This is a genomic window from Stenotrophomonas sp. 28608_Sma, from assembly GCF_056486185.1.
In genome coordinates, this window is the sequence record NZ_CM151308.1 from 247,292 (window position 1) to 266,785 (window position 19,494).

17 protein-coding genes are annotated in these 19,494 nt (G+C 67.3%); 12 read left to right on the forward strand and 5 right to left on the reverse strand.

Features of this window, described 5'->3' with window-relative positions; translation table 11 throughout:
• Nucleotides 1-38: 38 nt before the first annotated feature.
• On the reverse strand, nucleotides 39-1,715 hold the full coding sequence (locus ACZLHH_RS01075; RefSeq protein WP_180844583.1) for an electron transfer flavoprotein-ubiquinone oxidoreductase: 1,677 nt from the start codon (nucleotides 1,713-1,715) through the stop codon (nucleotides 39-41).
• A gap of 257 nt (nucleotides 1,716-1,972) precedes the next feature.
• Between ACZLHH_RS01075 and ACZLHH_RS01080 the strand changes: the two genes are divergently transcribed.
• The gene (locus ACZLHH_RS01080; protein ID WP_071228793.1) at nucleotides 1,973-3,136 is read left to right on the forward strand and encodes an acyl-CoA dehydrogenase family protein; all 1,164 of its coding nucleotides are present in this window, start codon (nucleotides 1,973-1,975) and stop codon (nucleotides 3,134-3,136) included.
• Between the two features lie 376 nt (nucleotides 3,137-3,512).
• Here ACZLHH_RS01080 and ACZLHH_RS01085 read toward each other — a convergent pair whose 3' ends face one another.
• Together ACZLHH_RS01085 and ACZLHH_RS01090 are read right to left on the reverse strand one after the other, a co-directional pair.
• A complete protein-coding gene (locus tag ACZLHH_RS01085; protein ID WP_005407625.1) occupies nucleotides 3,513-3,992 on the reverse strand; it encodes a tRNA (cytidine(34)-2'-O)-methyltransferase in 480 nt (159 codons plus the stop codon).
• A 69-nt stretch (nucleotides 3,993-4,061) separates the two neighbouring features.
• A complete protein-coding gene (locus ACZLHH_RS01090; protein WP_180844584.1) occupies nucleotides 4,062-4,538 on the reverse strand; it encodes an XAC0231 family protein in 477 nt (158 codons plus the stop codon).
• 416 nt (nucleotides 4,539-4,954) lie between these two features.
• On the opposite strand from ACZLHH_RS01090, the gene ACZLHH_RS01095 reads away from it, so the two are divergent.
• The 4 genes from ACZLHH_RS01095 (at nucleotide 4,955) to ACZLHH_RS01110 (ending at nucleotide 10,463) form a co-directional block, all read left to right on the forward strand.
• Complete coding sequence (locus tag ACZLHH_RS01095; RefSeq protein ID WP_180844585.1) at nucleotides 4,955-7,804, forward strand: M16 family metallopeptidase; 2,850 nt, start codon at nucleotides 4,955-4,957, stop codon at nucleotides 7,802-7,804.
• 214 nt (nucleotides 7,805-8,018) lie between these two features.
• Nucleotides 8,019-8,336 (forward strand): DUF4156 domain-containing protein, encoded by a 318-nt coding sequence (locus ACZLHH_RS01100; protein WP_005407628.1) that lies wholly within the window; start codon nucleotides 8,019-8,021, stop codon nucleotides 8,334-8,336.
• A gap of 103 nt (nucleotides 8,337-8,439) precedes the next feature.
• Nucleotides 8,440-9,456, forward strand: a complete 1,017-nt coding sequence (locus ACZLHH_RS01105; protein ID WP_014035559.1) for a 3-oxoacyl-ACP synthase III — start codon at nucleotides 8,440-8,442, stop codon at nucleotides 9,454-9,456.
• A 116-nt stretch (nucleotides 9,457-9,572) separates the two neighbouring features.
• Nucleotides 9,573-10,463 (forward strand): alpha/beta fold hydrolase, encoded by an 891-nt coding sequence (locus ACZLHH_RS01110; protein ID WP_107431622.1) that lies wholly within the window; start codon nucleotides 9,573-9,575, stop codon nucleotides 10,461-10,463.
• A gap of 88 nt (nucleotides 10,464-10,551) precedes the next feature.
• Here the strand turns inward: ACZLHH_RS01110 and ACZLHH_RS01115 are convergent, their stop codons facing one another.
• Nucleotides 10,552-10,977 (reverse strand): YkgJ family cysteine cluster protein, encoded by a 426-nt coding sequence (locus tag ACZLHH_RS01115; protein ID WP_004135417.1) that lies wholly within the window; start codon nucleotides 10,975-10,977, stop codon nucleotides 10,552-10,554.
• A 104-nt stretch (nucleotides 10,978-11,081) separates the two neighbouring features.
• Here ACZLHH_RS01115 and oleC point away from each other — a divergent pair, with 104 nt between their 5' ends.
• The 3 genes from oleC to ACZLHH_RS01130 all read left to right on the forward strand — a co-directional run bounded on the left by oleC (nucleotide 11,082) and on the right by ACZLHH_RS01130 (nucleotide 13,967).
• The gene (gene oleC / locus ACZLHH_RS01120) at nucleotides 11,082-12,740 is read left to right on the forward strand and encodes an olefin beta-lactone synthetase (protein WP_180844586.1); all 1,659 of its coding nucleotides are present in this window, start codon (nucleotides 11,082-11,084) and stop codon (nucleotides 12,738-12,740) included.
• Nucleotides 12,737-13,729 carry a 2-alkyl-3-oxoalkanoate reductase gene (oleD, locus tag ACZLHH_RS01125; protein ID WP_032130147.1) on the forward strand — a complete coding sequence of 331 codons (993 nt, stop codon included), beginning with the start codon at nucleotides 12,737-12,739 and terminating at the stop codon, nucleotides 13,727-13,729. Before oleC ends, oleD begins: the two co-directional genes overlap by 4 nt.
• An 82-nt stretch (nucleotides 13,730-13,811) precedes the next feature.
• Nucleotides 13,812-13,967 carry a DUF1328 domain-containing protein gene (locus tag ACZLHH_RS01130; protein ID WP_004153593.1) on the forward strand — a complete coding sequence of 52 codons (156 nt, stop codon included), beginning with the start codon at nucleotides 13,812-13,814 and terminating at the stop codon, nucleotides 13,965-13,967.
• A gap of 146 nt (nucleotides 13,968-14,113) precedes the next feature.
• On the opposite strand, the gene ddlA is transcribed toward ACZLHH_RS01130, so the two are convergent.
• Nucleotides 14,114-15,208, reverse strand: a complete 1,095-nt coding sequence (gene ddlA, locus ACZLHH_RS01135; protein ID WP_180844587.1) for a D-alanine--D-alanine ligase — start codon at nucleotides 15,206-15,208, stop codon at nucleotides 14,114-14,116.
• 480 nt (nucleotides 15,209-15,688) lie between these two features.
• Here ddlA and ACZLHH_RS01140 point away from each other — a divergent pair, with 480 nt between their 5' ends.
• From ACZLHH_RS01140 to ACZLHH_RS01155, 4 genes are all read left to right on the forward strand, one after another.
• A complete protein-coding gene (locus tag ACZLHH_RS01140; protein WP_032130462.1) occupies nucleotides 15,689-16,324 on the forward strand; it encodes a ubiquinone biosynthesis accessory factor UbiJ in 636 nt (211 codons plus the stop codon).
• Nucleotides 16,321-17,976, forward strand: coding sequence for a ubiquinone biosynthesis regulatory protein kinase UbiB (gene ubiB / locus ACZLHH_RS01145; RefSeq protein ID WP_107431620.1), 1,656 nt, complete (start codon nucleotides 16,321-16,323; stop codon nucleotides 17,974-17,976). Before ACZLHH_RS01140 ends, ubiB begins: the two co-directional genes overlap by 4 nt.
• Before the next feature lie 5 nt (nucleotides 17,977-17,981).
• Nucleotides 17,982-18,560, forward strand: a complete 579-nt coding sequence (locus ACZLHH_RS01150; RefSeq protein ID WP_180844588.1) for an O-methyltransferase — start codon at nucleotides 17,982-17,984, stop codon at nucleotides 18,558-18,560.
• 141 nt (nucleotides 18,561-18,701) lie between these two features.
• Nucleotides 18,702-19,445 carry a pseudouridine synthase gene (locus tag ACZLHH_RS01155; protein ID WP_180844589.1) on the forward strand — a complete coding sequence of 248 codons (744 nt, stop codon included), beginning with the start codon at nucleotides 18,702-18,704 and terminating at the stop codon, nucleotides 19,443-19,445.
• The last annotated feature ends 49 nt before the right edge of the window (nucleotides 19,446-19,494 follow it).

Consider the following 19,494-nt stretch of genomic DNA (forward strand, 5'->3'; position numbering starts at 1 on the left):
GCAGGTGGGCTGCGACACGCGGTCGCAGCCCGGAGCAATCACATGCCCGAATAGTTCGGGCCGCCACCGCCCTGCGGGGTCACCCAGACGATGTTCTGGGTCGGGTCCTTGATGTCGCAGGTCTTGCAGTGCACGCAGTTCTGCGCGTTGATCTGCAGGCGCGCGTTATCGGCTTCACCGACGAACTCGTACACACCCGCCGGGCAGTAGCGGGCTTCCGGGCCGGCGTACTCGGCCAGGTTCACCTTCACCGGAATGCTGGGGTCCTTCAGCGTCAGGTGGCTGGGCTGGTTCTCGTCGTGGTTGGTGCTGCTGAGGAACACCGAGCTGAGACGGTCGAAGGTCAGCACGCCATCCGGCTTCGGGTAGGCGATACGGGTGTGCTTGGCCGCCGGCTCCAGGCAGGCATGGTCCGGCGTCGTGCGGTGCAGGGTCCACGGCGGATTGCGCACGCCCAGCTTCGGCAGCAGCCACTGCTCCACGCCGGTCATCAGCGTGGCCACGGTCTGGCCCTTCTTGAACCACTGCTTGAAGTTCTTGGCCTGCTGCAGTTCGGTGAACAGCCAGCTGGCTTCGAACGCCTTCGGGTAGGCGCTCAGTTCATCGTGCTGGCGGTCGGCGGCCAGCGCGTCGAATGCGGCATCGGCGCACAGCATGCCGGTCTTGATCGCGGCATGGCTGCCCTTGATGCGGCTGGCGTTGAGGTAGCCGGCCTCGCAGCCGACCAGCGCGCCACCGGGGAACACGGTCTTGGGCAGCGACAGCAGGCCACCGGCGGTGATCGCACGCGCGCCGTAACCGATGCGCGTGCCACCCTCCAGGTGCTTGCGGATGGACGGATGGGTCTTGAAGCGCTGGAACTCTTCGAACGGGCTCAGCCACGGGTTCCTGTAGTCCAGGCCAACCACATAACCGATGGCGACCTTGCCGCCGTCGGCGTGGTACAGGAACGCACCACCGTAGGTGTCGCTGTCCAGCGGCCAGCCGGCGGCGTGCACCACCAGGCCCGGCTCATGCTTGGCCGGGTCGATCTGCCACAGTTCCTTGATGCCGATGCCGTAGGCCTGCGGGTCCTTGCTTTCGTCCAGCTTGTAGCGCGCGATCAGCTGGCGGCCGAGGTGGCCGCGTGCGCCTTCGGCGAAGATCGTGTACTTGGCCTGCAGCGCCATGCCCCGTTCGAAGGCCGGGCCGATGCTGCCGTCCTTCTCGATGCCCATGTCGCCGGTGGCCACGCCGATCACTTCACCGTTGTCGCCGTACAGCACCTCGGCTGCGGCGAAGCCGGGGAAGATCGCCACTTCCAGCGCTTCGGCCTGCTGCGCCAGCCAGCGGGTCACTTCACCCAGGCTGATGATGTAGTTGCCTTCGTTGTGGAAGCACTCCGGCAGCAGCGCATTGGGCGTGCTGCGTGCGCCGGTTTCGCTGAGGAACAGGAATTCGTCGCGGGTGACCTTCTGCTTCAGCGGTGCGCCGCGCTCGGCCCAGTCCGGGAACAGTTCGGTCAGTGCGCGCGGATCCATCACGGCGCCGGACAGGACGTGCGCGCCCGGTTCGGAGCCCTTCTCCAGCACGCACACCGACAGTTCGCGGCCGACTTCGATCGCGCGCTGGCGCAGGCGGATCGCGGTGGCCAGGCCGGCGGGGCCGGCGCCGACGATCACCACGTCGAACTCCATTACTTCACGCGGGGGCAGGGCGTTGGCTTCAGCGCTCATCGATTGCATGACTCGTGGGTAGGGCCGGCATCGGGGCCACCGGCGGTGCCTGGGAATCGCGCGTGCAGCCACGAGCGAAACGGTTGTTTGAATGTGTCAGGGTACCGGGCCGCGCGTGATCGAGCTAGATCGACGATGTTCACACCCGGATTGCTGCAATGCAGCGTAGGGCCGTGGCTCTGGTGGGTGCCGACCTTGGCCGGCACGTTCTGCCCGGATGACCGACAATGGCCCGGTCCTGACTGCGCGTGAGTGCCATGGCTTTGCATCCGTACGATCTGTTCGATGTCCGTTCCCTGCTCAACGAGGAAGAGCGCGCGGTGCAGGAGAGCGTCGCCCGCTTCACCAACGAGCGCGTGCTGCCGATCATCGGCGATGCCTTCGACCAGGCCCGCTTCCCTTCAGAGCTGGTGCCGGAGATCGCCGCGCTGGGCCTGCTCGGTGCCACCCTGCCGGCCGAATACGGTGGCGGCGACCTCGGTGCGGTCAGCTATGGCCTGATCTGCCAGGAGCTGGAGCGCGGCGATTCGGGCCTGCGCAGCTTCGTCTCGGTGCAGAGCTCGCTGTGCATGTACCCGATCTATGCCTACGGCAGCGAGGAGCAACGCCAGCAGTGGTTGCCGGCGATGGCGCGCGGTGAGCTGATCGGCTGCTTCGGCCTGACCGAGGCACACGGCGGTTCCGATCCGGCCAGCATGAAGACCCGCGCGGTGCGCGACGGCAGCGACTGGCGCATCAGCGGCAGCAAGATGTGGATCACCAGCGGCCCGGTGGCCGATCTGGCCATCGTCTGGGCGCAGACCGAGGACGGCATCCAGGGCTTCGTGCTGGAAAAGGGCATGGCCGGCTTCACCACGCAGGAGATCAAGCACAAGATGAGCCTGCGCGCATCGCTGACCGGCGCGCTGTTCTTCGACGACGTGCGCGTGCCCGACAGCCACCGCCTGCCGAACGTGAAGGGCCTGAAGGGCCCGCTGGGTTGCCTGACCCAGGCCCGCTACGGCATCAGCTGGGGCCCGATCGGCGCTGCCATTGCCTGCCTGGATGAAGCGCTGGGCTATGCCAAGGAACGCGTGCTGTTCGGTCGCCCGCTGGCCGCCACGCAGAGCGCGCAGATCAAGCTGGCCGAAATGGCCCGTCGCATCACCACCGCGCAGCTGCTGGCCCTGCAGCTGGGCCGCCTGAAGGAAGCCGGCCAGCTGCAGCCGCAGCAGGTCAGCCTGGCCAAGTGGAACAACTGCCGCATGGCCATCGACATCGCCCGAGAGTGTCGAGACCTGCTGGGCGGGGCCGGTATCACCACCGAGCATGTGGCGATCCGGCATGCACTGAACCTGGAATCGGTGATCACCTATGAAGGCACCGAGACCGTGCACCAGCTGGTGATCGGCCGCGAACTGACCGGCATCAACGCGTTCTGAGTGCACCGGTAGTGCCGGCCGCTGGCCGGCATTGCCCAGTAGCGTATTCGCAGGCGAGCGATCGGTGTACCGAACCGCGCACCGTACCGAGATGGGTTCAAGGACAGCCTGTACCGCGCGGCTGTTGGGTCCGCCTTGAAGCGAGCCGAGCACCGCAGGTCCGGCGGGGGCGAAGAGGCGCGGGTGTCTGAGCGCAGCGAGTTCCGCGCCGTCCCCCGGCGGGCCGAGGAGCGCAGGGCACCGGTGCGCAGCACCGGCTCGCGGATGGCGGCGCGTTTCTTTTGGTTACTTTTCTTTCCGCGCGGAAAGAAAAGTAACGCCCATGAACGCATGCGCCCGCCACAGCAACGACCAGGCAGAAGAGAGACGCGTGGCGTTACGCCCCGCCCGCAAACCCGTGCTGCCGCCACGCTTCGTACATCACCACCGCAACGGTGTTGGAAAGATTGAGGCTGCGGTTGTCCGGCCGCATCGGCAGGCGCAGGCGGCGGCCATCGGGCAAGGCATCGAGCACGTCCTGCGGCAGGCCGCGGCTTTCCGGGCCGAACAGGAAGGCATCACCATCTTCAAAGGCCACGCTGTCGTAGCGCACGCTGGCCCGGGTACTCAGTGCGAACAAGCGCTTTGGTGCGATCCGCGCCAGCGCGGTGTCCAGGTCGGGGTGCACCTGCAGGCGCGAGTACTCGTGGTAGTCCAGGCCGGCGCGCTTGAGCTGCTTGTCTTCCAGTGCGAAGCCGAGCGGCTCGACCAGGTGCAGCTGCGCGCCGGTGTTGGCGCAGAGCCGGATCACATTGCCCGTGTTGGGCGGGATTTCCGGTTGGAACAGGATCACATGGAACTGGGGCGCGGCATTCATCGGCGCAGTGTACCTGCGACGACCGCCGCCTTTACGGCGCACGCCCTGCGCTGGGCAGGGCGGCACCGCTTACGGGCGCAGCAGGACCTGGGCGGTTTCGGTGGCCAGGGCCTGCAGGTCGGCGGCGCTCGGGCGCACCTGCAGGGCCGGCAGGTTGACGATGACCGAGTTGGCGACGTTGGTGGCGGCAGCAGCCAGGGTGGCGGCGTAGCGCTGGGCTTCCATTTCGGCGGCCAGGGCGACGCGCTGTTCCAGGCTCGGGCGCACTTCCACCGAGGCCAGGGTGGTGATCGGCATCGCGGCAGCAACCGGGGCGGCAACGTAGCCGTTGCGCTCGGCCAGCTGGTCGGCGCTCGGACGCACTTCCACGGTAGCCAGGGTCGGGATGCCGCTGGCCTGTTCCCAGGCCTGCTGGGCCAGCTGGTCGGCGGCCGGGCGGACCTGCACGGTGGACAGGGTCTTGATGGATTCGGAGGCCTGCACCGACGAAACAACCGCGGTGCCGGCGATCAGGGCGATGGCGATGGCAATGGTCTTGGTGTTCATGACGGGGCCTGTTTAGTGTTGGTGATCAGTGGTGTGGTAGTAAGGTAGTACACCGATTCTGGGCTTGCAAGGAAAATTTTCGGTTTCCTGCATTTGTTCAGTCTTCAGTCAGCTTTCGTCTGAAGCCCTTCCTGGCGCAGGAAGTACCAAGCAATCCCTGTGCCAACTTTTAGTTGTTGATTTATAAGGGTTTTATGTTCATCGGAAAGTGTCCGGTGGGCGGACACCTGTCCATTCGATGTGCCGCGGACACTGTCCGGACGCCTTAAGCCGGCGCATGTGACGTTTCAGGAGCGTCCGTGGGCGCCGGGCTGGATGGCCATCGGGGCAAACACCCCCAGTGACTGGCGACCGATTCCTGCCGCTGCCTGCGCAGGCTAGGATCGGGGTTCACCTATGTGACCAAGGATCCGGATATGTCTCTCGCCCTTCGCCCGCGCGCTGCACTGCTGGCCGTCGCCCTCAGCACCGCCCTGGGCACGCTTGTGCCTTCCCATGCGCTGGCGGCCAAGCCGGCCGCACCGGCCAAGGTCGATATCCCGTATGAGCAGTTCACCCTGCCCAACGGCCTGCGCGTGATCGTGCATACCGATCGCAAGGCGCCGATCGTCGCCGTCAATGTCTGGTACCACGTGGGCAGCAAGGACGAACCGGCCGGCCGTACCGGCTTCGCGCACCTGTTCGAACACCTGATGTTCCAGGGCAGCGAAAACCACGACGGCGAATTCTTCGAACCGTTCAAGCAGGTCGGTGCCACCAACCAGAACGGCACCACCAATACCGACCGCACCAACTACTTCGAGAACGTGCCCACCACCGCGCTGGACATGGCGCTGTGGATGGAGTCGGACCGCATGGGCCATCTGGTCGGTGCGATCGACCAGGCGGCGCTGGACGAGCAGCGTGGCGTGGTGCAGAACGAGAAGCGCCAGGGCGAGAACCAGCCCTACGGTCAGGCCTGGGACCAGCTCAACAAGGCGCTGTACCCGGTAGGCCACCCGTATCACCACGGCGTGATCGGTTCGATGAACGATCTGAACGCGGCGTCGCTGGATGACGTGAAGACCTGGTTCCGCACCTGGTACGGCCCGAACAACGCGGTGCTGGTGCTGGCCGGCGACATCGACCTGGCCACTGCCAAGGAAAAGGTCGGCAAGTACTTCGGCAGCATCCCGGCCGGCCCGACCATGGCGCAGCCGGCAGTGAACGTGGCCAAGCGCAACGCCGACACGCGCGAGACGATGACCGACAAGGTGCCGCAGGCGCGCATCTACCGCGCCTGGAACGTGCCGCAGGTCGGCACCACGGATGTCGATCAGCTGCAGCTGTTCGCGCAGGTCCTGGGCGGTGCCAAGTCCTCGCGCCTGAGCCAGCGCCTGCAGCACCAGGACAAACTGGTGGACAGCATCGCCTCGGGTCTTTCGACCTCGCAGCTGGGTTCGAACTTCGTGATCATGGCGACGGTCAAGCAGGGCCAGGACCCGGCCAAGGTCGAGAAGATCATCGACGAGGAACTGGACCGCCTGATCAAGCAGGGCCCCACCGCGGCCGAGCTGGAGCGCGCCAAGACCGGTGCCCGCGCCGGCTTCATCCGCGGCATCGAGCGCATCGGCGGCTTCGGCGGCAAGGCCGACGCACTGGCCGAGTGCGCGGTGTTCACCGGCGACCCGGGCTGCTTCCGCACCTCGCTGGCCAACAGCGAGAAGGCCAGTGCCGCTGATCTGAGCCGGCTGGGCGCGCAGTGGCTGGACAAGGGCAGCCACACCCTGGTGATCGCACCGGGTGAGCGTGTGGCGCTGAAGGAAGACCCGAGCCAGGCGCCGAAGCCGTTCAACGTTCCCGCGGTGGACCCCAAGTACAGCACCCTGCCGGAGCAGGTCGACCGCAAGGCCGGCGTACCGCAGACCCGCGAGTTCCCGCAGCTGAAGTTCCCGGCGCTGCAGCGCGCCACGCTGAAGAACGGCACCCAGGTGATCCTGGCCGAACGCCATGAGATTCCGGTGGTGCAGTTCAGCTACCAGTTCCCGGGCGGCTTCAGCGCCGACCAGGGCCGCAAGCCGGGCACCGCCAACTTCACCATGAGCCTGATGACCGAAGGCGCCGGCAAGCTCGGCTCGCTGGCCTTCGCCGATGCTGCCGATGCGCTGGGCGCCAGCCTGGATGCCTCGGCCGGCCTGGACTCGATGAGCGTGGACCTGTCGGCACTGAAGGAAAACCTGGCACCGTCGCTGGCGCTGTACCGCGACCTGCTGCGCGAGCCGCGCTTCGAGCAGGGTGAGATCGACCGGGTCAAGGCGACCTGGATCGCCGGCATCCAGCAGGAGAAGGTCAACCCGGGTGCGGTGGCGATGCGCGTGCTGCCGCCACTGCTGTATGGCAAGGGCCACCCGTATGCCATTCCGTTCACCGGCAGTGGCGATGAGGCGGCGATCAGCGGCCTGACCCGCGAAGATCTGGTTGATTTCCACCACGACTGGCTGCGCCCGCAGAACGGCACCCTGATCGTGGTCGGTGATACCACGCTGGCGGAAATCGTGCCGCTGCTGGACAAGCAGCTGGGCGACTGGAAGGCTGCCGGCGATGCTCCGCAGGTGAAGGCGGCGACCGACGTCGCATTGCCGAAGGGCCCGCGTGTGTTCCTGATCGACCAGCCGGGCGCGGTGCAGGCCAACCTGTTCGCCGGCCAGGTGGTCGCGCCGTCCAGCGCCACCAGCTCGACCCGCTTCGATATCGCCAACGGCGTGATCGGTGGCGACTTCACCTCGCGCCTGAACATGAACCTGCGTGAGGACAAGCACTGGTCGTATGGTGCGCGCAGCAGCGCGATCAATTCGGTGGGCCAGCGCCCGTGGATGGCCAGCGCGCCGGTGCAGATCGACAAGACCGGCCCGGCGATGGCGGAAATGCGCAAGGAAATCGCCGCGTTCGCCGACGGCAGCAAGCCGGCCACCGCCGCCGAGGTCAACCGCATCCGCAACATCCAGACCCTGAGCCTGCCCGGTGCCTACGAGACCGCCAGCGCGGTGGCGTCGACCATCGGTTCGATCGTGCAGTTCAAGCGCCCGGATGACTACGTGCTGCGCCGCAAGGCCGAGATCGAGGCGATGACCCCGGCACAGGTGCAGCAGGCCGCCGCCGAGATCAAGCCGCAGGCGCTGACCTGGGTGGTGGTGGGTGACCTCAAGCAGACCGAAGCGGCCGTGCGCGCGCTGAACCTGGGCGAGGTGACCGTGATCGACGCCGAAGGCAACCCGGTCAAGAAATAAGGGATGCGCCTGCCCGCCCCCGCGGGCAGGCCTCCCCGGGTAGTGCCGGCCGCTGGCCGGCAACCTTGCTCTGGTAGTGCCGGCCGCTGGCCGGCAACTCCGTGACCCGAAGGCGGGGTCAGGCTCCCCTGCGGGGGATCTGACCCCACCCACCGGCTACCCCCGATTCAGGCTGTTCAGGCAGAATCCCCCCATACCCTTCCAGGATCTGCCCATGCGCGTTCTGCTGCTTTCCTCCCTGCTGCTCACCGTCACCGCCTGTACCTGGGTGCCGATCGAACCGGCCGGCAAGGCGACCCGCGTGCTGCCGGCAGGCCCGGTTCCCGCTGGCTGCATCGCCAAGGGCGAGGTGGTGGTCACCGTGAAGAGCAAGGTCGGCTTCTACAACCGCAACCCGCTGCGTGTGCAGGAAGAGCTGGAAACCCTGGCCCGCAACGAGGCGCCGAGCGCCGGTGCCAATGCCGTGCAGGCCGCCGCGGCTCCGGCCGATGGCAGTCAGCGCTTCGCCGCTTTCCAGTGCCCGCCGCGCTGAACCCTTCACCATACGGCCAAGCCTGAATTCGTAAAGATGCGGTGAAGGCCCCGGGGGTTATAGAATAGCGCCCCCTTTTGCCTGAGCCTTGGCGCTAACCTCGATGCTCTTCAAGAATGTCTCGATCGCCGGCCTGGCACACGTTGATGCGCCGCACACGCTGACGACCAAGGAAATCAACGAGCGGCTGCAGCCGACGTTGGATCGCCTCGGTATCCGCACCGACGTGCTCGGCGATATCGCCGGCATCCATGCCCGCCGCCTGTGGGACAACGGCGTGCTTGCGTCCGATGCCGCCACCATGGCCGGCCGCAAGGCGCTGGAAGACGCGGGCATCGATGCAACGCAGGTTGGCCTGCTGGTCAACACCTCGGTCAGCCGCGACTACCTGGAGCCGTCCACGGCCTCCATCGTGTCGGGCAACCTCGGCGTCAGCGACGAGTGCATGACCTTCGACGTCGCCAATGCCTGCCTGGCCTTCATCAACGGCATGGATATCGCGGCGCGCATGATCGAGCGCGGCGACATCGACTACGCGCTGGTGGTGGATGGCGAGACCGCCAACCTGGTGTACGAGAAGACCCTGGAGCGCATGACCGCCCCGGACGTCACCGCCGACGACTTCCGCAACGAGCTGGCCGCCCTGACCACGGGTTCGGGCGCCGCCGCGATGGTGATGGCGCGCTCGGAGCTGGTGCCGGATGCGCCGCGCTACAAGGGCGGCGTGACCCGCTCGGCCACCGAGTGGAACCAGCTGTGCCTGGGCAACCTGGACCGCATGGTCACCGACACCCGCCTGCTGCTGATCGAAGGCATCAAGCTGGCCCAGAAGACCTTCACCGCCGCCAAGATCGCCTTGGGCTGGGCCGTGGAAGAGCTGGACCAGTTCGTGATCCACCAGGTCAGCCAGCCGCACACTGCTGCGTTCATCAAGAACTTCGGCATCGACCCGAAGAAGGTCATGACCATCTTCGGCGAGCACGGCAACATCGGCCCGGCCTCGGTGCCGATCGTGCTGAGCAAGCTCAAGCAGCTGGGCAAGCTGAAGAAGGGCGATCGCATCGCGCTTCTGGGCATTGGCTCGGGCCTGAACTGCTCGATGGCTGAAGTGGTCTGGTAAAAAAGTCACCGCTGACCTGCTGCGCGATTGCCTCGCCAATCGCTCGCGACGGACAGCGATGATCTTCCAAGTGTCCAAGGGCCGGTTCTACCGGCCCTTTCTACAGGTGCGATCCGATGTCCCAGCTTCCCGGTTACCCCGCCCACCCGCAGCGCTTCGAGGTCCGCCCCGGCCTGTCGATGAACTATCTCGACGAAGGCCCGCGCGATGGCGAAGTGGTGGTGATGGTGCACGGCAACCCGTCGTGGAGCTATTACTGGCGCACGCTGGTGGCCGGCCTGTCGGACACGTACCGCTGCATCGTGCCGGACCACATCGGCATGGGCCTGTCGGACAAACCCGATGACAGCCGCTACGAGTACACGCTGCAGTCGCGCGTGGACGACCTTGATGCGCTGCTGAAGCACCTGGGCATCACCGGTCCGGTGACCCTGGCCGTGCACGACTGGGGCGGCATGATCGGCTTCGGCTGGGCGCTGTCGCACCACGACCAGGTGAAGCGCCTGGTGGTGCTCAACACCGCCGCGTTCCCGATGCCGGCGGCGAAGACGATGCCGTGGCAGATCGCGCTGGGCCGGCACTGGAAGATCGGCGAGTGGATCATCCGCACCTTCAACGCGTTCTCGTCCGGTGCCTCGTGGCTGGGTGTGGAGCGGAAGATGCCGGCCGATGTGCGCCGCGCCTACGTGTCGCCGTACAACAACTACGCCAACCGCATCAGCACCATCCGTTTCATGCAGGACATCCCGCTGTCGCCGGCCGACAAGGCCTGGTCGCTGCTGGAGCGTGCCGGCAAAGCGCTGCCGTCGTTCGCGGACCGCCCGGCCTTCCTCGGCTGGGGCCTGCGCGACTTCGTGTTCGACCACCACTTCCTGAAGGGCTTCCAGGCCGCGCTACCGCAGGCCCAGGTGCATGCCTTCGAGGATGCCGGGCATTACGTGCTGGAAGACAAGCATGAAGTTCTGGTGCCGGAAATCCGCGCGTTCCTGGACGCCAACCCGCTCTGATCGGATCCCGGTAGTGCCGGCCGCTGGCCGGCAAGCGCGCAATGCGCGCCGGGTTCATGAGGTTGCCGGCCAGCGGCCGGCACTACCCCTACGCCGCGATCGGCGCCTGCGGTGACGGGCTGTTGCCGTTGTCGTCCGGGTGGTCGTCGTCGTTGCCCGCTTCGTCGCGCCAGCGCCAGTCGGCCAGGGTCAACGGATCCAGGCCATAGGCAATGCGCGCCTTGTCGCACTGCGGGCTGGCCTTGCCGTACTCCCACGATGCATCCACCTCACGGCACACGCTGGGCCGGTTGGGGTGGATGGTGCAGCGTGAATACACGCCGATCTGCGCATCCAGCGCCACGCAGCGCACCGGCTTGGAGTGGGTGCCGCGCATGCACAGGCGATGCGGGTCCAGCACCTCGGTCAGCTGGTGCGGTACGCCGCCGGGGGTGACCTCGTCTGATTCCATCCAGTGGAAGGCCACGCGGTATTGGGTGCAGCAGGCGCCGCAGGTCATGCAGGGATGTTGCATGGGCAAGCCGCCTCGGGCGGCAGTCGGAATCAGGAACGAGGGTGCGGATTTTCCACGAAGTGGGCCGCCGCGCAAGAAATTCCGTAAGCGGCGACAATGAACGGATGAACCGACCCTGCAATATTGCCGCCCGTTTGCCTGAACTGGCGCGTGAACGGCCCGACCAGATCGCCATCCGCTGCCCGGGCCGCCGTGGCGCCGGCAACGGCATGGCCGCCTACGACGTGACCCTGGATTACCGCCAGCTGGACGCCCGCAGCGACGCCATGGCGGCTGGCCTGGCAGGCTACGGGATCGGTCGCGGGGTGCGCACGGTGGTGATGGTGCGGCCGTCGCCGGAGTTCTTCCTGTTGATGTTTGCCCTGTTCAAACTGGGTGCGGTGCCGGTGCTGGTCGACCCGGGCATCGACAAACGCGCGCTGAAGCAGTGCCTGGATGAGGCGCAGCCGGAGGCTTTCATTGGCATTCCGCTGGCACACGTGGCGCGGTTGGCGCTGCGCTGGGCGCCCTCGGCGACCCGCCTGGTCACCGTCGGCCGCCGCCTCGGCTGGGGCGGGACCACGCTGGCCGCGCTGGAGCGCGCCGGTGCCAACGGGGGGGCGATGCTGGCCGCCACCGATGGCGAGGACATGGCCGCGATCCTGTTCACCAGCGGCTCCACCGGCGTGCCCAAGGGCGTGGTCTACCGCCACCGTCATTTCGTCGGCCAGATCCAGCTGCTGGGCAGTGCCTTTGGCATGGAAGCGGGCGGGGTGGACCTGCCGACCTTCCCGCCGTTTGCCTTGTTCGACCCGGCGCTGGGCCTGACCTCGGTGATCCCGGACATGGACCCGACCCGGCCGGCACAGGCCGACCCGGCACGCCTGCACGATGCCATCCAGCGTTTCGGCGTGACCCAACTGTTTGGCTCGCCTGCGCTGATGCGGGTGCTGGCCCGTCACGGCCGGCCGTTGCCGACGGTGACCCGGGTGACCTCGGCCGGCGCCCCGGTGCCGCCGGATGTGGTCGCCACCATCCGCAGCCTGTTGCCGGCCGATGCGCAGTTCTGGACCCCGTACGGTGCCACCGAGTGCCTGCCGGTGGCGGTGGTGGAAGGCCGCGAGCTGGAGCGTACCCGCGCGGCCACCGAGGCCGGTGCCGGTACCTGCGTGGGCAGCGTGGTTGAACCGAATGAGGTGCGCATCATCGCCATCGATGACGCACCGTTGGCCGACTGGTCGCAGGCGCGCGTGCTGGCCACCGGCGAGGTGGGCGAGATTACCGTGGCCGGACCGACCGCTACCGACAGTTACTTCAACCGCCCGCAGGCCACCGCGGCGGCGAAGATCCGCGAGACGCTGGCCGATGGCAGCACGCGCGTGGTGCATCGCATGGGTGACGTGGGCTACTTCGATGCGCAGGGCCGCCTGTGGTTCTGCGGCCGCAAGACCCATCGCGTGGAAACCGCACAGGGGCCGCTGTACACCGAACAGGTGGAGCCGGTGTTCAACACCGTGCCGGGCGTGGCGCGCACGGCACTGGTTGGCGTTGGCCCGGCGGGTGCGCAGGTGCCGGTGCTGTGCGTGGAGCTGCAACGTGGTCAGTCAGACAGCCCGGCGCTGCAGGAAGCGCTGCGTGCGCACGCAGCAGCCCGCACGCCAGAAGCCGGCCTGCAGCACTTCCTGATGCATCCCGCGTTCCCCGTCGATATCCGTCACAACGCCAAGATCGGCCGCGAGAAGCTCGCCGTCTGGGCCAGCGCCGAACTGGAGAAGCGCGCATGAAGATCCTGGTCACCGGTGGTGGTGGTTTCCTTGGCCAGGCGCTGTGCCGCGGGCTGGTCGAACGTGGCCACCAGGTGCTGGCGTTCAACCGCAGCCACTACCCGGAACTGCAGGCGATGGGGGTGGGACAGATCCGTGGCGATCTGGCCGATGCGCAGGCGGTGCTGCACGCGGTGGCCGGCGTCGATGCGGTATTCCATAACGGCGCCAAGGCCGGCGCCTGGGGCAGCTATGACAGCTACCACCAGGCCAACGTGGTCGGCACCGACAACGTGATCGCCGCCTGCCGCGCGCACGGCATCAGCCGGCTGGTCTACACCTCCACGCCCAGCGTGACCCACCGCGCGACCCACCCGGTGGAAGGCCTGGGGGCTGACGAGGTGCCGTACGGCGAGGACTTCCAGGCACCGTATGCGGCGACCAAGGCGATCGCCGAACAGCGCGTGCTGGCGGCCAATGACGCCTCGTTGGCGACGGTGGCGCTGCGCCCGCGCCTGATCTGGGGCCCGGGCGACCAGCAGCTGGTGCCGCGCCTGGCCGAACGTGCGCGGCAGGGCCGCCTGCGGCTGGTCGGCGATGGCAACAACAAGGTCGATACCACTTACATCGACAACGCCGCGCTCGCGCATTTCCTCGCCTTCGAAGCCTTGGCACCGGGTGCCGCGTGTGCGGGCAAGGCCTACTTCATTTCCAACGGCGAACCGCTGCCCATGCGCGAGCTGGTCAACAAGCTGCTGTCCGCTGTGGGGGCACCAACGGTGGACAAGGCGATCAGCTTCAAGACCGCTTATCGAATCGGTGCGGTCTGCGAGCGGCTGTGGCCGCTGCTGCGCCTGCGTGGCGAGCCGCCGCTGACCCGCTTCCTGGCCGAGCAGCTGTGCACGCCGCACTGGTACAGCATGGAGCCGGCGCGCCGTGACTTCGGCTACGTGCCGCAGGTCAGCATTGAAGAAGGGCTGCGCAGGCTGAAGGCTTCATCTGCCGCATAGGTCGCCATCACTGGTTGCACACCGCCAGATCGGGAGGATGGACCCACGCCATCCAACGGCCCGGACATCTGCGAGGAGCACCATGCTGCATTACGCCGTTATTTTCTTCGTCATCGCCATCATCGCTGCCGTGCTCGGCTTCTCCGGCATCGCCGGTGCCGCCAGCAACATCGCCTGGATCCTGTTCGTTGTGTTCCTGGTACTGGCAGTGATTTCGATGTTCCGCAAGCGCGGCTAGAAGACCGCTGGGTAGTGCCGGCCGCTGGCCGGCACTGTTCTTTCCGGTGGGTGCCGACCGTCGGTCGGCACGCATCTTTGTAGAGTCGAGCCATGCTCGACTCATGAAAAGCAGTCGAGCATGGCTCGACTCTACAGAGAGCGCTGCTACACAGCGCTGTGCAATCCGCGATCGGCTTCATGGCGCTGCAGCGCCAGTTCGATCAGGCGCGTGATCAGCGTGGTGTAGTCCACACCGCTGGCGCCCCACAGCTTCGGGTACATGCTGATGCGGGTGAAGCCCGGCAGCGTGTTGACCTCGTTGATGACGATCTCGCCGTCTGCGGTGAGGAACACATCCACGCGCGCCATGCCCGCACACTCCAGCGCCTGGTAGGCCCGCAGCGCGATCTGCTGGATACGCGCCTGGGTTGCAGCATCGATATCCGCCGGCACGACCACCTCGGCGCCATCCTCGTTGATGTACTTGGTGTCGTAGGCGTAGAACTCGTCGTGCACCACCACCTCGCCGCACAGGCTGGCCTGCGGCTGTTCGTTGCCCAGCACCGCGCACTCGATCTCACGGCCGGCCACCGCCGATTCGACCAGCACCTTATGGTCATAGCGCAGCGCCAATGCAAGTGCCGCGGCGAAGCCCGCCGCATCCTTGACCTTGCTCACACCCACCGACGAACCCTGGTTGGCCGGCTTCACGAACAACGGCAGGCCGAGCTTCGCGATCACCGCATCGACATCAACGTCAGCGGCCTGGTGACGTCGGATGCACAGCCACGGCGCCACCTGCAGGCCAGCGTCGCGCAACAGGCGCTTGGTCACGTCCTTGTCCATCGCCATCGCCGAGCCCAGCACCGGCGAACCGACGAAGGGCAGGTTCGCCATGCGCAGCAGCCCCTGCAGCGCACCGTCCTCGCCCAGCGGCCCGTGCACGATCGGCAGTACCACATCGATCTGGCCCAGCGCGCTGGCCGCATCGGAGGGCTGCAGCTGTGCCTGTTCCACACCCGGGCGCACCGCCAGCGACGTACCGGACCGATGCAGCGCGATGCGCGACGGATCATCGGCATTGATCAGGAAGGTATCCGGCTGGCTCAGATGCCACTGGCCCTGCTTGTCGATACCGACCAGCACCGGCTCGAAGCGCTCGCGATCAAGCGCATCGAGGATGTTCTTCGCCGACTGCAGCGAAACTTCGTGCTCGGAGGACTTGCCCCCGAAGATGATGCCGACCCGGGTCCGTGCCATGGTGTTGCGATGTCCTGTGCGTTGCGTGGCCGTACAGCATGAACCTTCCATTGCCGCACAGGTGAGGCACAGATGAACCGCCTGGCGGCCGGCTCGAGTAGCGGCCAACCTTGGTTGGCACCCTCGGAAATCCAGCGCCGACCAAGGTCGGCATCTACCAGAGCACGTTCCGGCAGATCGCAGGAACCTGTCGAAGGCGGGGTGGGTCCGGTTGCGGGGGCCTGAGCCGCATGGGCCCGAGGCATGCCTCGGGCGGGTTGGGCAGGACGCCCAACCCCGGTCTTGCCGTGTGCGCAGGACAGCGCACACGAGCATGCGGCGACCGAGCTTACAGGGACGTACTTGCAGCGGTCCCCGCAACCGGACCCACCCCGCCTCTCCACAGGAAGCCAGCCTTTGATGTTGCTCTCGCAGTGGCATCTGCGGGTGCCGGGCGGCAGCCCGGCCCAAGCCCCCCACCCACGCAGGTAGAATGCGCACATGGCTCTCTCCCTGCTCAAGTCCCTCAAGCCGGTCGCTGGCCGCGCCCTGCAGATCGCCCTGAACCGCGCGCTGGCGCTGGATCCGGATACCCGCCATGCACTGGCCAGCCTCGACGGCCGGCACATCGACCTGACCCTGGAAGCGCCGTCGCTGGCCATGCGCATCAGCGTCGACGGTGATGCACTGCGGGTCGGCCCGGTGGACGCGCAGGAAGCCGACCTGGCCGTGCGCAGCAGCCTGGCCGGCGTGCTGGCGCAGCTGCCGCTGCTGGCCAACGCACGGCGCGGCGACAACAACGGCAAGGGTCGCGTGCGCGTGGCCGGTGATGCCGAACTGGCGCGTCGCCTGCAGCAGCTGGCCAAGGGCTTCGATCCTGACTGGCAGCAGCCGTTCGTCAGCGTGTTCGGCGACGTGCTGGGCGTGCAGGTGGCCAACACCCTGCGCAGCGCCCTGCAGCATGCGCGCCAGGGCGCGATCGACCTGGCCCACAGCGCCGCCGAGTTCATCACCGAGGAATCGCGCGACGTGGTGCCGCGTGCCGAGCTGGATGCCTTCCACGACGATGTGGACGTGCTGCGCGACGACGTCGAACGCCTCGGTGCACGCGTGCAGCGTCTGCGGGGTGCCGCATGAAGGCCGTGCTGCGTGCCAGCCGCATCGGCCGGGTGATCCTGCGTTACCGCCTCGACGACCTGTTGCAGGGCACTCCTGCCGAGCGCTGGCTGCGCCTGGCCAAGCCGTTCGTGCCGCGCGCCTCGGCCGACATCGCCGCTCAGTCGCGCGGTGCACGCCTGCGTCTGGCGCTGCAGGATCTGGGCCCGATCTTCGTCAAGTTCGGCCAGATCCTGTCCACCCGCCGCGACCTGGTGCCGCCGGATGTGGCCAATGAACTGACCCTGCTGCAGGACCGGGTCAAGCCGTTCGATGGTGAGACCGCGCGTCGCATCGTCGAGGAAGCGCTGGGCCTGCCGGTCAGCGAGGCCTTCGCCAGCTTCGATACCGAACCGCTGGCCTCGGCCTCGATCGCGCAGGTGCACGCAGCCACGCTGGCCGATGGCCGCCAGGTGGTGGTCAAGGTGCTGCGCCCGGGCATCGAGAAGCAGATCGACGCCGATATCGCGTTGCTCAATTCGCTGGCTGCCCTGGTCGAGCGCACCCACCCGCGCGCCGACAAGATCCGCCCGCGCGAAGTGGTGGCCGAAGTCGAGAACACCCTGGCTGCCGAGCTGGACCTGCAGCGCGAAGGCGCCAATGCCAGCGTGCTGCGCCGCTTCTGGGAAAACAGCGACGATCTGTACGTGCCGGAAGTGATCTGGAGCCACACCGCCGAGCGGGCACTGACCCTGGAACGCGTGTGGGGCATCCCGTCCGATGACATCGCCGCACTGGACAAGGCCGGCATCGACCGCAAGGCGCTGGCCGCCAAGGGCGTGCGGGTGTTCTACACCCAGGTGTTCCGCGACAACTTCTTCCACGCCGATGCGCACGCCGGCAACATCTGGGTCGACACCGATCCGGCGCGCCGCGCCAACCCGCGTTTCATCGCGCTGGACTTCGGCATCATGGGCCAGCTCTCGCAGGAAGATCAGTACTACCTGGCCGAGAACTTCATGGCCATCTTCAACCGCGATTACCGCCGCATCGCCGAACTGCACGTGCAGGCACGCTGGATGCCGGACAACGTGCGCATCGATGACCTCGAGGCCGCCGTGCGTTCGGTGTGCGAGCCGTACTTCACCCGGCCGCTGTCGCAGATCTCGCTGGCCGAAGTGCTGATGAAGCTGTTCCGCGTGGCCCAGCGTTACCAGCTGACCCTGCAGCCGCAGCTGATCCTGCTGCAGAAGACCCTGCTGAACATCGAAGGCGTCGGCCGCCAGCTCGACCCGCAGATCGACATCTGGGCGGTGGCCAAGCCGGTGCTGGCGAAGATCCTGCGCGAGCGTTACAGCCCGCGCCGGGTGGTACGCGAGATCGGCAAGCGCCTGCCGGAAATCATGACCCATGCGCCGGACATGCCGCGCCTGGTGCACGCCTGGCTGACCCAGCAGGTGGAAGGCCGCCACGAACTGTCGATGCGTTCGCGCGACCTAGCCGCACTGGATGCCAGCGTGCAGCGCCTGCAGAAGCATGCGGTCGGCGCGATCACCGGTGTCGGCCTGCTGGCCATCGCTGCACTGATGTATGTGCTGCAGCCGCCGGGCTGGTACTGGGGCGACGTGCCGGCGTGGAGCTGGCTGTCCGGTGCGCTCGGCGCAGTGGCGCTGCTGCGCGCGTGGTGGAAGTAGGCCCCATGCTGCAGGCACTCAAGGACGAACTGATCCGCTTCGGCGCCGACAACGACGCACGCGAGAGCGAGCGCGGCCGACGCATGCTCAACATCACGCCCGACACCGGTGAATTCCTGTCGGTGCTGGTGCGCTTCGGCAACGCTCGCCGGGTGCTGGAAATCGGTACGTCCAACGGCTATTCCACGCTGTGGCTGGCCGAGGCAACCGCCGCCATCGACGGCCACGTGACCACGCTGGAATACGCCGAGGACAAGGTGGCGATGGCGCGTGATACCTTCGCGCGCAGTGGTCTGGCCGATCGCATCACGCTGGTCCACGACGATGCCGGGCTCTGGCTGGCGCAGGCCGCCGATGCCTGCATCGACCTGCTGTTCCTCGATTCGGACCGCGGGCAGTACGCCGGCTGGTGGCCGCAGCTGCGTCGTGTGCTGCGCCCGGGTGGCCTGCTGGTGGTGGACAACGCCACCTCGCATGCGGAAGAGATGCAACCGCTGCGCGTGCTGCTGGACGCTGATCCGGACTTCAGCACCAGCCTGGTGCCGGTGGGCAACGGCGAGCTGCTGGCCGTGCGCAGCGCCTGACCGCTCTACAGGTAGGTGCCAATCTTGGTTGGCACGCTGTTGCCGGCCGCTGGCCGGCAACCGCAGCCATCCGACTGCCCGGAGACAGCCGGCCAGCGGCCGGCTCTACCCCATTCAATGCCCAGCCCCGATAATCCTGCCGTGAGCACCGAACCCGATACCCTCGCCGCGGTCGAGACCGACACCGCGCCCCTGCAGCTGCTGCACCTGGATGAGCGCCTGGCCGTGGTCAACAAGCCTGCCGGGCTGATGGTCCACGACAGCAAGCTGGCCCGTGGCGAAGACGACTTCCTGGCCGACCGCCTGCGCGAGCAGCTGGGCCGCCCGATCTTCCTCGTGCATCGCCTGGACCGGGCCACCAGTGGCTGCCTGCTGCTGGCCTTCGACCGCGACACCGCCAGCGCGCTGGGCAAGGCACTGATGGGCGGCGAAGTGCTGAAGGACTATCTGACGGTCTGCCGGGGCTGGCCGGCCGAGCTCGCCTGGCAGGTCGATCATGATCTGGACGGCGGCCCGGGCAAGCCGGTGAAAAAGCCGGCGATCACCGACTTCCAGCGCCTGGCCACCGGCGAGCTGTCGGTGCCGGTCGGTGAATTCATCAGCTCGCGCTACGCGCTGCTGCGCTGCCAGCCGCAGACCGGGCGTTTCCGGCAGATCCGCCGGCACCTCAAGCACCTCTCGCATCACATGATCGGCGACACCAGCCACGGCGATGGTCGCCACAACCGCATCTTCCGCATGCAGGGCGTGCACCGCATGCTGCTGCACGCCGAGCGCCTGCGCTTCCCGCATCCGGACGGTGGCACGGTGGACGTGCGTGCGCCGTTGGACGGCGGGTTCCAGAAGGCGCTGGACCTGTTCGGCTGGCAGGTGGATATCGATTGACGGTAGTGCCGGCCGCTGGCCGGCATCTGCGCGATTCCAGATGTAATGG